This window comes from Priestia sp. YIM B13490 (genome assembly GCF_042787735.1).
GTDB classification, from domain to species: Bacteria; Bacillota; Bacilli; order Bacillales; family Bacillaceae_H; genus Priestia; species Priestia megaterium.
Genome location: NZ_JBHZOT010000008.1, coordinates 51,656 through 65,688, shown reverse-complemented (window position 1 = coordinate 65,688; position 14,033 = coordinate 51,656). Strand labels below are relative to the sequence as shown.

Here is a 14,033-nt window from a genome sequence, read left to right as displayed (position 1 = left end):
TTCCTGTAAATCGCGTAAACGTATCAAAATGGAAAGAATCCTACATCCAATGGACCAAAAGCAAGCGGTCATGAAAGTATGTTTGCTGATGTGCCACATGAAAGGAGCGTGCATGAACATCAGAGATCTTCCGTTTAATATGAGTTATCGATTTAATGAACAGCTTCGAGAAGTTCCGGTTAACCCACACCAAATGAAGCAGGGAATTATCTATTTAAAGAAACGAGCTCTTGAAGAAGAGGATGAGTGTGCCGCTGCTAAAACATATGGACATATTGGTGTATATGAGCGCATACTTGGAGAATTAACGAGCAGTGAAAGACATCTGCTGCTGGCCATTTATCTATATGACCGGCATGCTGATACAATAGGTGAATTTTTGAATACGATCCGGCTTGGACATACATATCACTGGCAAGAACAGTGGGATAAAGCGAATGAAACGTTTCAGCTACTCATTGAACAATTAAAAGCAGATGAAGACCTTCACATATATGAAGACTTTGTCTATCAGCATTATGGAAAATGTTTACTTGATCAGCGGATTGTTTCCAGAGCACATCATTATTTTCAACGTGCGTTAGAAATTCGATTGAAAAAAGGCGATAAAGAATTAATTGAGTCAACTAATTCCTGCATTCGTCTTTGTTTAAATAAATTAAAACATTCCTAGTATACATAAAAGATAAATGATTCATCGCCTTGGTTACACATAATGCATAAACTTTCCGTTTGACAAACGTATGTGAACATATTATAGTCATACATGGCAATTTAAGAATACGTAATATAAAAACTAAACATAAGCGTCTCTTCTCTTTTGGAGAAGGGGCTTTTTTATGTGAATTTTTATGTCGAGGAGGGTTTAATCGATGAGTAAAACAATAAAAGATGTCATCTTTTTATTAATAGGTTCGTTTGTATTTTCACTTGCAGTTAACATGTTTGTCATTCCAATAGGATTAGGTGAAGGTGGCGTTACGGGTATATCAATTATTTTATATTATACAACGCATCTTTCAACGGGCATCACTAACTTTATTTTAAACGGTATCTTGCTTATCGTAGGGTATAAATTTTTAGAGAAAAAAACCATCGTCTATACGATGATTACGATTATCGCTACATCTATTTTTCTTCACGTAACTGAAGGCTGGGGTCTTCATCTTCATGAAGAACTCATTGGCATGGTTTTTGCCGGTGTACTGCTAGGCGTTGGAATTGGGATGATTTTACGAGTTGGTGGAACAACAGCAGGTTCAGCCATTATTGCTCGAATTCTAAATAAGTTTTTAAACTGGAAAGTCAGTCATGCACTTTTAATAGTTGATTTACTAGTGGTATTGGCTTCTTATTTTATTATTGGAATCGAAAAGCTACTATTTACGATCGTCATGCTTTATATTACAACAAAAGTAATTGACTTCGTTATTGAAGGATTTGATGCCAAAAAGGCCGTTACCGTTATTTCAAGCAACAAAAATGAAGTAGCGGATCAAATCAATGAACAGCTTGATCGCGGAGTAACGATTCTAAACGGTCGAGGGAACTATACAAAAGAATCAAAAGAAATCTTGTATGTGGTCATTAATAAACAAGAGCTTATTAAACTTAAAAAGCTGATTAAAAAAATTGATGATGAAGCATTTGTGATTGTGCACGATGTACGAGATGTAATTGGAAAAGGCTTTTTAAGCGCATAAAGCTGTGGTTCTTGGCAATTTTTTCTGACGTTGGTACTTTCCAAAAAAGTATGATATAAGTGTGTCTAGAGACAATTCAATATACGAAAGGAAGAACCCATATGCGTAATAAAAGGCATGTAAAACGTCTTCTTCAACGTCGAATTCGTTCTTTACGATACGTTGTCTTGATTTTATTTACGATACTGATCTTAAAGTACGTTAGTGAAATTATGTAACTTTTTTGTATGAGTCTTATCGCTCATTTGGAGTGCTTTTTCTTTTAAATTAGTAAACCAATTTGTATAATAGGTTTTGAGAAGGAGGAGTTCCATGAGCATTCCCAAACCATTAGTTCAGCTTAATCAATTCTTTATCGTTATAACGGTTTTGATCGCTTTACTTGCGGCAAAGTGGCTTTTACTTTTGCCTTTTCTCATTGGAGTAGTCACACTTGCAACAAAGCGTAATCCCGTAATTATAGCAGGGAAAACGCTTCTCAAAAAGCCTGCTTCTTCTTATCAAATGGAAGACCGGGATCAGCAGCTTTTTAACCAATGGATTGCAACTGTATGTATCGGAATTGCTTTCATATCCTTTTTACTTGGTTATACGCTTGTCGGCTATGTATTTAGTGCAATGGTGATTCTTGCTGCTGGTGTAGCGCTGATGGGATATTGTATAGGCTGCACGATTCGTTATCGATATATGATGTGGAAATATAAAAGAAAAAAACACGCTGCATAAACAAAGCCTCGAGAAGGCTTTGTTTTTTTATGCTCATTTGTATGCGTTATCAATAAATTTAATCATCATAACGGGTGAAAACAAGTGTTAGAGCACCCATATCCTTTAAAAACCTTTGTTGACAAAGTAAGGTAAACAAATTAAACTTTTTATGATAATAATAATCGTTACGATTTAAAGGAGGAAGTTATAGTTAGAGACGGTACATAAAAGAAAGATAGTTTTGAATAAAGGAGGGGTTTATATGAGAAAAAGGATAAGTTTGCTATGCTTAACGCTTGCTGCGATAGGTCTGCTAGCGGCATGTTCGAGTAACTCTGGGAGTACCGAAGAAAAGTGTAAAAAGAAATCACTTACTTTTGTATCGAATTTTCCAAGTGACACGCTCGATCCACAGTTAAATTATACAACTGTACGAGCCGGTATTGCCGAAACGTTAGTAAAAGTTAATGAGCAATTACAGATTGAACCGTGGCTTTCAAAAAAGTGGAAAACAGAAGATGATGGGATGACCTGGGTATTTGAGATTAGAGACGGGATTACGTTTCAAAATGGCAAGGATCTAAATGCTGAAGCCGTGAAACATTCGTTAGAAAGAACGATAAAAGAAAGCGAAGCAATGAAAAGTGCACTTAAAATTAAAGAAATGAAAGCCAGTGGCCAAATCTTAACCATTACAACAACAGAGCCGCTTGCCACGCTGCCTTCTGAACTTGTTCATCCAAACACGGCAATTATTGATATAGATGCTCCAGATACAAAAAGTAAACCCGTGGGAACAGGGCCATTTAAAGTAGCTTCGTTTAAACCGGATAATGAAATGAAAGTAAAAAAATATAAAGAATACTGGGGCGGGGAACCAAAATTGGATGAAGTTGTGTTAACATTTAATGATGATGAAAATGCACGAACGTCCGCTGTGCAATCAGGTGAAGCTGATATTGTGTACCGGCCGGCTATTGAAAGCTTAAACACGTTAAAAAAAGATTCTTCTATTGTAGTAGATGTACAGCCGAGCCTGAGAAATCAAATGCTTTTCTATAATTCAAGGCAAGAAGCGTTTAAAGATAAAAATGTGAGAAAAGCGTTTGATGTATTATTAAACCCAAAAGATGTTGTCGATACAGCGCTTGCAGGTCAAGGATCCCCGGCAAATGGTCCATTTTTAAAGAGTTTAGATTTTTCGAACGATCAAAAAACGAAAACCTATGGACCAAGTGAAGCTCAAACATATTTAGAAAAAGCCGGTTATATACTCAAGGATGGAAAAGCAATAAAAAATGGAAAACAGCTTTCCTTTAAGCTTGTTACATACCCTTATCGTCCAGAATTGCCTTTAATGTCACAAATGCTTCAGTCAGAAGCAAAAAAGATTGGTGTAAAAATAGACATTCAACAAGTGGAAAATATGGACGAGTATATGACAACAAAAAATGATTGGGGAATCGTTACATATAGTCTAGTAACCGCGCCGCGAGGAGATGCAGGATATTTCTTTAATGCTCTTTACATGGAGGGAGGAGCATTTAATGTAGGTCATTTTCATGAACCAGCATTAACTTCCGTTATTAATAAACTCAATCAAACCGTTGATCAAAAACAGCGCAATGAGTTAGCAAGACAAGCCGGAGAAATAGCAGAAAAAGAAACGCTCCACTCTTCGATTGTTCATCCGAATAATTTTGTGGCCTATAGAGACAATGTGAAAAATTGGGTCACAACTAAAAGTGAATACTATGTGATAACAAAGGATTTAGATGTGAAATAGATATGAAATTAATTGGTAAAAGAATAATAGAATTACTCATTTTTTTAGTTATCCTATCGTTTCTCAGCTTTGTTTTGATGAAGCTGGCTCCAGGAGACCCAGTTAAGCAAATGCTCCGCGCAGATGACGTGGCAGTTTCTGAGGAACAAATAAATAGTTTGCGAACAGAGCTAGGGTTTAATGAACCTGTATATATTCAATATGTAAAGTGGCTGAAGCGCTTTTTTCAGTTTGATTTAGGGTCTTCGTATATGACAAAAGAGCCTGTGGTCGATGAATTAGCCGCAAAGTTTCCGGCTACGCTGCGCTTGACGGCTGCATCTTTGGTTGTGATGCTGTCAATAGCTGTGCCACTCGGCACGCTGTCAGCACTGTATCCGAACAAGTGGATTGATTATCTCAGCAGAGGTATTTCCTTAATTGGAGCGTCTATTCCAAGTTTTTGGCTCGGCCTTTTGTTTATACAGCTGTTCTCTGTACGTCTTCAATGGCTTCCTTCGATGGGGACAGGCACAGCAGCTCATCTTGTGCTGCCTTCTTTAACGCTGGGTTTTGCCATGTCCGCTGTGTATATGCGAATGATTAGAGCTAGTCTGCTAGAAGGACTGAAACAAGATTTTATACGATCCGCTCGAGCAAGAGGAATCAGTGAAAGCCGCATTTTTATTTTCCACGCGTTCCGGTATAGCTTAACGCCGCTTCTTACCATTTTAGGGACGAGCTTAGGCAGTTTGCTTGGAGGAACGGTCATCATTGAAGTCCTATTTGCTTATCCTGGCATTGGAAAATTAGTCATTGATGCGATTATGAATCGTGATTATCCTGTGATTCAAGGGTATATTTTGTGGATGGGCCTGTTTGTTGTTTTAATTAATTCATTTGTGGATTTGAGCTACAAATATGTAAATCCCCAGCTCTACGTAAAGGGAGGGGATAAAACGTGAAAAAGCCGCAGCTTCCTTTTGTAGTGATAAGCGTGTGTGGTATTGCGCTTATTTTATTTTGTCTGTTTGGAAGTCAGCTAACACCGATGGATCCCACACAAGTTAATATGCAAGACCGGCTTCAAAAATCCACCGGTGATCACTGGTTAGGAACTGATCACTTAGGCAGAGATCTCTTTTCACGAATCGTAGCTGGAGCTCAGACCACAATTGGAACTAGCTTTCTTGTCTTAGCTCTTTCTCTTTTGATTGGAGTACCTGTTGGCTTAGTTTCAGCGTATATTGGAGGGAAAATAGACCGCTTTTTAATGAGAATTGTAGACGCTTTTTTAGCTTTTCCTGACTATATTGCAGCTATCGTCTTAAGCGGACTGTTAGGGCCTGGATTATTTAACTTAATTGCTGCGATGGTTATTGTAAAGTGGGTTGGTTATGCAAGGGTAGTGCGCAGTATTGTGCTTCAAGAAAAGTCAAAAGAATATGTGCTGGTCGCTAAATTAAACGGAGTGGGAACACTACCTCTAATCCTGCGCCACTTTCTTCCTCATGTGGGAGGACATATTCTTGTTCTTGCTACGCTGGATATAGGGAAAATTATTTTAATGATGGCTTCACTATCCTATATTGGACTAGGGACTCAGCCGCCTACTCCGGAATGGGGAACGATGCTAAATGAAGGCAGAGCCTACTTTTACAATGCTCCGCAGTTAATGTTGATACCAGGCGTGGCCATTATTTTATTTGTGCTGGCGTTTACAGCTTTAGGTGAATATATTCGAGGGAAATATCAAGTTAATCAGTAAAAGAGGTGATCGTCATCGTTTTAGAAATAAAGCATCTAGCCATTCATAATAAAACAAAACAAATTGTAAAAGACGTTTCTTTTACAATCGAGCAAGGACAGTGGATGGCGCTCGTTGGAGAAAGCGGAAGCGGTAAAAGTATCACTGCTGCTTCGATAGGAGGACTGTTGCCTTCAGGTGTAACGCTTAAAGGAGGATCTATTATCTTTAAGCAGAAAGGAGAGGCGCCTATACTTGGAAAAGATATTTCGTATATCTTTCAAGATTATCGAAGCGCTTTTACGCCTTTTTTAACAATCGGAAAGCAGTTTGATGAAACGATTCGTACACATAGTAAGCTTGCTAAAAAAGACAGGACTGCTGCTATTTTTCAGGCTCTAAAAGCTGTGAATTTACCTAATGAACGCGTGTATAAAAGCTATGCTTCTCAGCTGAGCGGTGGACAGCTTCAGCGAGCAGCGATTGCTTTAGCACTGGTGATGAAGCCTGCCTTGATTATTGCAGATGAACCAACCACGGCTTTAGATAGCTTGTCAGCAGCTGAAGTTCTTCAGCTGCTGCATAAGCTGAAAGAAGAAGCAGGCTGTGCCATTTTGTTTATTACCCATGATTTGCGTCATGTGCGGAAATATGCAGACCGAGCAGCCATTATGTTAGCGGGAGAGATCGTGGAAGAAAACAGTATCGAATCTCTGTTTCACGCTCCGGATCACTTTTATACAAAAAAACTGTTTAACGCCATTCCTTCTTTACAGAAAACGCCTGATCGATTGTTAGATACGCAGAAAAAAGTGTTGATATAGGAGTGAGATATGAAAGAAAAAAGTATATTACGCGTCACGCAGCTGGTGAAACAGTATAAAGACGTTAAAGCGCTAAATAATGTTTCCCTGCATATCGATAAAGGGGAATGCGTAGGGATTGTCGGAGAAAGTGGAAGTGGAAAAAGTACGCTTGTAAAAAGTGTGCTAAGGTTAACAGAAATTCAGCAGGGAGAAGTATGGTTTGCAGAGAAACCTCTTCACCGGTTAAAAGGAAAAAAACTGCAGCAAGCTCGTCTAGGCATGCAAGTTGTATTTCAAAACCCCGCGGCTTCTTTTAATCCAAAAGTAAAAATCATCGATTCTTTGCTCGAGCCTTTGCGGCAGCAGCGAACCGTTCCTTCATTTTTATCTCATGTGAGCAGAAACGAAAAAGAACTCGCTTTTTATTTGTTAGAAACAGTCGGGATTAGCGCAGAATATGCGTTGAATTATCCTCATGAACTCAGCGGTGGACAGCTTCAGCGTGTAGCGATTGCGCGTGCCATTAGCGTAGGTCCGTCTCTCGTGCTATTAGACGAACCAACAGCGAGTCTTGATGTTACGGTACAGGCAAAAATTTTAAATTTATTAAAAGATTTGCAGGAGACGTTTCAGCTATCTTATTTGTTTATTTCGCATGATTTAGCAGCGGTAAATTTTATGAGTACCCGCATGATAGTTATGCAGCAAGGTGAGGTTATTGATCAGTTTGAACGTGCAAAGCTATTTGATAAAAACAGGCATCCCTATACAAAAAAGCTTGTGCGTTTATTTGAATAGAGAGTAAAGCTCTTCGTTTAATATACTAAACGAAGAGCTTTTTTATAAATGAGAATGAGACAAAGTCAGGGACGCGGCGGGGGGGTATGCATATGTATAAAATGATAGCCTGCTTGGCAAAGCATGACAAAACTAATGCCGAGTACAAGGAGAGGAATTAGCTTGTTTTTTCCTCGTTCTTCATATAGTCCGGCTGCGCTTAAAAGGAAGCCAATAGCAGCTAAAGGAGGAGAGACGCGAAAGAATAAATCTGCAGCGGTAAACGCTTGGTTTGTATATTTATAATAAAAAAATAGACCTGTAATCAATAAAAATAGTCCAATCCAAAACAGCGTAAGTTTTCCAAAAAAGGTTTTAGGCACTGCGATTTCACTCCTTTTGTCAGTCAAGTACCATAAAATACTAGCATAAAACGTTCTCGTTTGCATTAGAGAAAAAGAACGTGAATTATACAATATGTGTAAAAAAACAGGTTTGAAGTAGGAGGAGATGAAGTATTCAAAGCGCTTCATGTAAAAAAATACATATCGTTGGATCTGTTGGAAGTGGAAAAACAGCTCTTGCCCGTTTATTATCCCATGAATTAAAAGTTCCTCACTACGAACTTGATAATATTATGTGGGAACGAACATATGAAGGAGATAAAAGAAGAAGTGAAGCGGATAGAAAAAAGTGTTTACATCATATTGCAGCTTCAAAAGAATGGATTATAGAAGGCGTACACTATACATGGGTGAATGAAAGTTTTAATAGAGCTAACCTTATTATGTTTCAGTGGAATGCGGATTTCGAAAAGCACAGTAAACCTGAAATTTTGCATATCCTTCGTACGTCATATAACGATAAACTTATAATAGTGAAAAAGAGAGAAGAGATAGAGCACTTTATATCGTAAGAAAATGCCGCTCAGTTGATGAGCGGCGTTTTTGGCTTTTATTCTATCAACATAGAAGCGCCTTTTTTTCCACAAGCTTTTGCAAGGTTTTTGAGCAGCTGATTAAGAAACTCTTTGTCCATTTTAAGCCACTCTTCTTTTTGCAGCCCTTCTACGATATAGGAAGAGAAAACCCACACGTCGTTTTTGATGGCAGAGTGATTTGTTTCAGCGATTACGGTTAATGCCTTGATGACAGCAGACATCACGGAAACATCTTCTTTCCCATAATGACGAATTTGATAGAACGCTTTGTACAAATAATCCATAAAAGAAGGTTTTTCTAGCATGACGCGAATGCATCCTTTTTCATCGTAATAATAAGGAGAAGAAGAATAGCTTTTTCCAAGTTTGATAAACACTTGCGTGAGCTGTTCAATGCAGTTAATGGCTGTTTCAGGATCATTAATAGCGGGTGAAATAGCTCTTAATGCAATTTCACTTAGCTTTTGAATCCCTAACTTCACATCTTGAATCGACTCTTGATCATTTGTAATAAACAAACAATGAAGAAATTTTTCGTGTTCTAATGATTGATCGTGATGAATCACGCTTAACAGAGGTGTGTCTTCTTCGACATACTCACCGGGTGCTTTTTCAAGTTTCACAATAACATTATATTTAGATGCTAGTGTAGTTAAATGCTTGAGTTCAATATAGTGAATATATCCTTGTTTGTTACTTTTAATTTGCAGCGTATTTTCACTATCAAAATTAAGCTGTTCTTCATTTTTTGATTGAGGTGATTTTTGCTGTTCTAGCTGCCGTTCTTCAATGGTTAGCATTGTTTTTTTGGCAATGTTTGAAATTAAGTTGCCGACTTTAATCCAGTTAATAACATGATGAATTAAAAATACAAACATACCTAGACAAATGAAAGCTACCAAAATGGCTAGTGAAGGAACAATAAAAGTGTTGCTGACTTGATTGCTTCGAACTTGAATAAGCAGTACAAGCACGTACACATACCCACCGATAAAAGTGCCAAGCACGCGCTGAGTTTTGGCATCTGTATTGAAATTTTGAATCGTTCTAGGAGAAAACTGGCCTACAAACGTAGTCAGTACCACTAAAACAGAAGAAAACGTAATCGTCGTCATCGTTAATAAGGAATTTGATACTGAACTCAAAATAGTATGAGCAAGCTCTTTATCCGTTAGAAATACAGAAGGAACTAATTTTAACCATTGTTTATGAGCTGTTAAATATCGATCTAAAAATGTACTAATAGTGGCTAAAACAAAAGCAACAATTCCATATAAAGAAGGAGTAATCCAAAAATTAGCTTTGATTCGGTTTTGCTGTAGCTTTATTGACATAACGAAATCTCTCGTATCATGATTTAATAAGTTCGGCCTTCTTTTAGCATGGAGAAAAAAGTTAGTCATACTTATCCACCTATTATTACCCGCATCTGCATGTGAAAAACTTCTTTAAGAAAAGTTTTATCATTCATTTGTAAGGGGTAGAGATCAAAAAGGAGGAGAGAGCCGTGGCATTTGATTATTCACTTGACTTTGAGCATATCGATTTTAGAAAACATCCTGAAAAGTATAGAGTAGGAAAAGGAGAACAAGGAGTTCTCCTTGTGGAGCCGTATAAAAGTGAAATTCTTCCTCATTGGCGTTTTCGAACACCTGAAATTGCTGAGGAATCGGCGGACGCCATTTATCAGCTTTTTTTAACCTACAAAGAAAAAAGCGATTTTGTTGGAATGGACATGGCCCGGAAATTTCTCCAAATGGGATATACGCGATCCAGGCGCTACGCGAACTACAAAGGCGGAAAGAAATACAGCAAAGACGGAGAGCGTAACGAACGGCAAATTGATGAACAAAAAGCAAAATCGGCGGCTATTTTTATGAAAAAATGGAAGGAGGTACGAGAGAATAAAGAGTACTTGACATTTAAAAAAGAGCATCAAAAAAAGTACGGATAATCAGCTGTTATCCGTACTTTTTTCCTTTGTTATTTCGATTCGTTTAATATGGTGATGTTCAATATCAATGACTTTAAATGAAAAACTTTCGTTTGTGATGCTGTCACCTTTAGCAAGATCAAACTTTTCGGTCAGCATCCAGCCGCCAATGGTATCAACGTCTTCTTGCTCAATATTTGTTCCGAGTAAGTCATTTACTTCTTCAATCAACACCTTCGCATCGAGTACGTAGTGATTTTCATTAATTTTGTGTACGTCCGGTATTTCATCATCATCAAATTCATCACGAATTTCACCAACAATTTCTTCTAAAATGTCTTCTACCGTTACAAGCCCTGTTGTTCCTCCGTACTCGTCTATTAAGATGGCCATGTGAATTCTGTCTTTTTGAATTTTAAGCAATAAGTCGTAAATGGCGATGGAATCAATGACTTGAATGATGGGTTTCATATACGTTTGCACGGTACGTGGTTTAATATCATCTTCTTTTATGTAATCCGCTAATATTTCTTTAATATTAACTAATCCCACCACTTGATCTTTGTTTCCATCTACAACTACTGGATAGCGAGTATATTGCTCTACTCTAGCCATTTTTAAGAATTCTTCTATCGTTTCATCTGCTGATACGCTAACAATTTCTGTACGAGGCACCATGATTTCTTTAGCCGTACGATTATCAAATTCAAAAATATTATTCATGAACTTAAATTCCGATTGATTAATTTCACCGCTCTCATAGCTTTCAGATAAAATAATTCTAAGTTCTTCTTCACTATGAGCTACTTCATTTTCAGAAGCTGGCTTCAGGCCGAATAATCCGACAACGCCTCTTGCTGAGTGGTTTAAAAGCCAAATAAACGGATAAAGTAACTTAGAAAAAAGAATAAGAGGACGGGAAAATAACAGCGTCACTTGTTCGGCTTTTTGAATCGCCACTGTTTTGGGCGCAAGTTCCCCAGCTACCACATTTAAAAATGTGACAACCGAAAAAGCAAGAACAAAAGATATGACATGCGAAAGTGATGCAGCAAAAGGAAGCATGTCAATAAGCGGCTCTAATAAATGACCTACCGTAGGTTCACCTATCCAGCCTAGACCCAGTGCGGTAACCGTAATGCCTAACTGTGTGGCTGAAAGATAACCATCTAAATTTGATACTACTTTTTTTGCTGCTAAAGCGTTCCGGTTTCCTTCTTCAATTAACTGGTCGATTCTAGTCGACCGTACCCTAATGACGGCAAATTCCGTTGCAACAAAAAAGGCTGTTAATATGATTAATACGATGAATAAAATGACATTTACTGTTTCCAAATTTATCTCCTTACCCCGTTGAAACGGATAAGGGAACACCTCCCTTATAAAAGTTTGATGAGCTGATTTATATGGTAAATAAAGAATATCATGTATACTGTTCCCTTAATGTCCGCAGAAATAAACTTACCGAAAAGAAAGAGCACTTTTTAATAACCCACAACATTTTTTGGCACAAAAAGCGTAAACTAAACACTATAAAATGAATGAAAAGAGATAACGTGATACCTTTAAAAGGATGTAAATAGAAGTAGGAGTCGATTGTTTTTATGGAATTTTTTCTGACGATATTAGTCTTATTGGCTTTGATTGGTCTATCTAATATCATTAATCATTTTGTACCATTTATTCCTGTTCCATTAGTTCAAATAGCTTTGGGAGCAGGGCTTGCTATCTTACCATTTGGCGGAGATGTACATTTAGAGCCTGAGTTATTTTTTATTTTATTTATTGCCCCGCTATTATTTAATGATGGAAAAAACGTGTCAAGAGCTGCTCTTTGGAAGCTTCGTACACCTATTTTATTACTAGCGCTGGGACTGGTTTTTGTAACGGTGGCAGTAGGGGGATATCTAATCAATTGGCTCATTCCTTCCATTCCGTTACCGGCGGCATTTGCACTAGCTGCTATTTTGTCCCCGACAGATGTAGTGGCTGTTGGAGCTATGGCGAGCCGAGTAAAGCTCCCTAAGCGAATTATGCATTTGCTGGAAGGCGAAGGGCTGATGAATGATGCCTCTGGTCTGGTAGCGTTTCAAGTAGCAGTAGCTGCTACCGTAACGGGCGTCTTTTCTATAGTAGATGCTACATTTCAGTTCCTTTGGGTAGCGCTGGGCGGTTTGTTTGTAGGAGCATTTATCGCTTTTTTGATTATCAGATTGCGTGTACTTGTTCGACGTTTAGGAATGGAAGATATTACGATTCATATGTTAATACAAATTCTAACTCCATTTGTTGTCTTCTACATTGCTGAACATTTTCATTTATCAGGAATCTTGGCAGTTGTAGCAGGCGGCATTGTACATGCGATTGAGCGTGACCGAGAGGAATCACCTAATCAGCAGCTTAAAGTAGTATCAAAAAGTACTTGGACGGTTATTTTATATTTGTTAAATGGCTTGGTGTTTGTACTGCTTGGTCTGCAAATACCTAAAGTGGCGAAAGCAATTATTCAAGATCCAAACTTTAATAATGGACAAGTGCTTCTTTATATTTTGATTATTACTGTCTTTTTGCTTGTACTACGATTTATTTGGGTGATGGTGTCATGGTCAGTAGGCTGGTATTACAAAAATAACAAGCATCTAAAACCTGAGCCTCGGTCTATTGGCATTATCACGGTTTCAGGTGTACGAGGAGCGGTTACGTTAGCCGGAGCGTTTTCGATCCCATATACGCTTGATAACGGCAGTGATTTTCCGGAACGCTCTCTGATTATTTTTCTAGCAGCAGGCGTTATATTGTTAACCTTAGTTACGGCAAGTATTCTTTTACCTCTCATTGCGAAAACAGAAAAGGCGCCGAAGAAGCCTGAGCGCAATACAAAAGAGGTTAAAGCACGCATTAAAGTGCACAAAGCTGCTATTCAGCGGTTAAAAAGAGAAATGACCGAGGAAAATCGTGGAGCAGCCCTTTCGTTAATTTCAACGTATAATACAACGATTAATAACATCATCGTTAAAACTCATCCTTTAGAAGCCTCTGAAAACAAACAGTACGAAGAAAAAATTCGATTGCTGGCTCTTCAGGCCAAGGGGAAATTGGTGGAAAAGCTATTAAAAGAGGAAAAAATAGACCGTGAGACAGCGTATATTTGTTTGGAACATACGCACAAGCTTGAAATGGCTGTAACCAATCGTGTAAGGTACAAATTATTGGTGAGCTGGATGAGGTTTAAAAAAGTTTTATTATTACTAGTCCGAATTTTTTCACCTAATAAGCAGGCGTTAAGAAAACAAAGCTTGCGAAGAAGAAGCAAAGTGAATAAAGTACGTATTCAAATGATTGAAGAAGCGATAAAGGTCATTAAAGAAAATATGAACGAAGAAAATCGAATGATTTCACTTGCTATTATTAGCGAATACCATAGATCCATGGCAAGACTTAGAAAAGAGAGTACGGAGTATAATTCACGCAAACGTAAAAAAGCAACGAGAGATTTATGTTATAAAGCGTTTCATACCGAGCGGGAAACGGTGCAAGAACTTTATGAAAAAGGAGAAATCACGCGTGAAATCGCTCATAATATCCGAAAAGATATCGCTTTACGTGAAGCATTAACAATTGAAGAAAATGGTTATTAAAAAGTCGCAGAGAGTA

Annotated in this window: 13 protein-coding genes; 10 read left to right on the top strand and 3 right to left on the bottom strand. The window is 37.9% G+C overall.

Features of this window, described 5'->3' with window-relative positions; genetic code table 11:
* Positions 1 to 112: 112 nt before the first annotated feature.
* The 8 genes from ACFX4R_RS21595 to ACFX4R_RS21560 all read left to right on the top strand — a co-directional run bounded on the left by ACFX4R_RS21595 (position 113) and on the right by ACFX4R_RS21560 (position 7,527).
* The gene (locus ACFX4R_RS21595) at positions 113 to 673 is read left to right on the top strand and encodes a hypothetical protein (protein ID WP_025751320.1); all 561 of its coding nucleotides are present in this window, start codon (positions 113 to 115) and stop codon (positions 671 to 673) included.
* A 199-nt stretch (positions 674 to 872) separates the two neighbouring features.
* Positions 873 to 1,703, top strand: coding sequence for a YitT family protein (locus tag ACFX4R_RS21590; protein ID WP_043981587.1), 831 nt, complete (start codon positions 873 to 875; stop codon positions 1,701 to 1,703).
* Positions 1,704 to 2,015: 312 nt separating this feature from the next.
* Complete coding sequence (locus ACFX4R_RS21585; protein ID WP_043981588.1) at positions 2,016 to 2,429, top strand: DUF4395 domain-containing protein; 414 nt, start codon at positions 2,016 to 2,018, stop codon at positions 2,427 to 2,429.
* Between the two features lie 244 nt (positions 2,430 to 2,673).
* Entirely contained in the window at positions 2,674 to 4,197 is a 1,524-nt protein-coding gene (gene nikA / locus ACFX4R_RS21580) for a nickel ABC transporter substrate-binding protein (protein ID WP_377570315.1), read from the top strand.
* Between the two features lie 2 nt (positions 4,198 to 4,199).
* A complete protein-coding gene (nikB, locus tag ACFX4R_RS21575) occupies positions 4,200 to 5,141 on the top strand; it encodes a nickel ABC transporter permease (protein ID WP_340447868.1) in 942 nt (313 codons plus the stop codon).
* The gene (gene nikC / locus ACFX4R_RS21570) at positions 5,138 to 5,944 is read left to right on the top strand and encodes a nickel transporter permease (protein ID WP_034651053.1); all 807 of its coding nucleotides are present in this window, start codon (positions 5,138 to 5,140) and stop codon (positions 5,942 to 5,944) included. The genes nikB and nikC overlap by 4 nt, the downstream gene beginning before the upstream one ends.
* A 5-nt stretch (positions 5,945 to 5,949) precedes the next feature.
* On the top strand, positions 5,950 to 6,747 hold the full coding sequence (locus ACFX4R_RS21565; protein WP_043981591.1) for an ABC transporter ATP-binding protein: 798 nt from the start codon (positions 5,950 to 5,952) through the stop codon (positions 6,745 to 6,747).
* Positions 6,748 to 6,756: 9 nt separating this feature from the next.
* Positions 6,757 to 7,527 (top strand): ABC transporter ATP-binding protein, encoded by a 771-nt coding sequence (locus ACFX4R_RS21560; protein ID WP_323618303.1) that lies wholly within the window; start codon positions 6,757 to 6,759, stop codon positions 7,525 to 7,527.
* Positions 7,528 to 7,592: 65 nt separating this feature from the next.
* Here ACFX4R_RS21560 and ACFX4R_RS21555 read toward each other — a convergent pair whose 3' ends face one another.
* The gene (locus ACFX4R_RS21555; protein ID WP_165574998.1) at positions 7,593 to 7,889 is read right to left on the bottom strand and encodes a hypothetical protein; all 297 of its coding nucleotides are present in this window, start codon (positions 7,887 to 7,889) and stop codon (positions 7,593 to 7,595) included.
* Between the two features lie 571 nt (positions 7,890 to 8,460).
* Positions 8,461 to 9,849 (bottom strand): DUF2254 domain-containing protein, encoded by a 1,389-nt coding sequence (locus tag ACFX4R_RS21550; protein WP_377570311.1) that lies wholly within the window; start codon positions 9,847 to 9,849, stop codon positions 8,461 to 8,463.
* A gap of 104 nt (positions 9,850 to 9,953) precedes the next feature.
* Here ACFX4R_RS21550 and ACFX4R_RS21545 point away from each other — a divergent pair, with 104 nt between their 5' ends.
* Entirely contained in the window at positions 9,954 to 10,400 is a 447-nt protein-coding gene (locus ACFX4R_RS21545; RefSeq protein ID WP_013083648.1) for a DUF4385 domain-containing protein, read from the top strand.
* Here ACFX4R_RS21545 and ACFX4R_RS21540 read toward each other — a convergent pair whose 3' ends face one another.
* Entirely contained in the window at positions 10,401 to 11,714 is a 1,314-nt protein-coding gene (locus ACFX4R_RS21540) for a hemolysin family protein (RefSeq protein ID WP_043981596.1), read from the bottom strand.
* Positions 11,715 to 11,983: 269 nt separating this feature from the next.
* Here ACFX4R_RS21540 and ACFX4R_RS21535 point away from each other — a divergent pair, with 269 nt between their 5' ends.
* Positions 11,984 to 14,017 carry a Na+/H+ antiporter gene (locus ACFX4R_RS21535; RefSeq protein WP_043981597.1) on the top strand — a complete coding sequence of 678 codons (2,034 nt, stop codon included), beginning with the start codon at positions 11,984 to 11,986 and terminating at the stop codon, positions 14,015 to 14,017.
* Positions 14,018 to 14,033 lie beyond the last annotated feature (16 nt).

What these genes read in the sequence shown, in the direction of transcription:
- ACFX4R_RS21595 (WP_025751320.1), top strand. Translation starts at nt 113, where the DNA reads ATGAACATCAGAGATCTTCCGTTTAATATGAGTTATCGATTTAATGAA.
- ACFX4R_RS21590 (WP_043981587.1), top strand. Translation starts at nt 873, where the DNA reads ATGAGTAAAACAATAAAAGATGTCATCTTTTTATTAATAGGTTCGTTT.
- ACFX4R_RS21585 (WP_043981588.1), top strand. Translation starts at nt 2,016, where the DNA reads ATGAGCATTCCCAAACCATTAGTTCAGCTTAATCAATTCTTTATCGTT.
- nikA (WP_377570315.1), top strand. Translation starts at nt 2,674, where the DNA reads ATGAGAAAAAGGATAAGTTTGCTATGCTTAACGCTTGCTGCGATAGGT.
- nikB (WP_340447868.1), top strand. Translation starts at nt 4,200, where the DNA reads ATGAAATTAATTGGTAAAAGAATAATAGAATTACTCATTTTTTTAGTT.
- ACFX4R_RS21560 (WP_323618303.1), top strand. Translation starts at nt 6,757, where the DNA reads ATGAAAGAAAAAAGTATATTACGCGTCACGCAGCTGGTGAAACAGTAT.
- ACFX4R_RS21550 (WP_377570311.1), bottom strand. Translation starts at nt 9,849, where the DNA reads ATGACTAACTTTTTTCTCCATGCTAAAAGAAGGCCGAACTTATTAAAT.
- ACFX4R_RS21535 (WP_043981597.1), top strand. Translation starts at nt 11,984, where the DNA reads ATGGAATTTTTTCTGACGATATTAGTCTTATTGGCTTTGATTGGTCTA.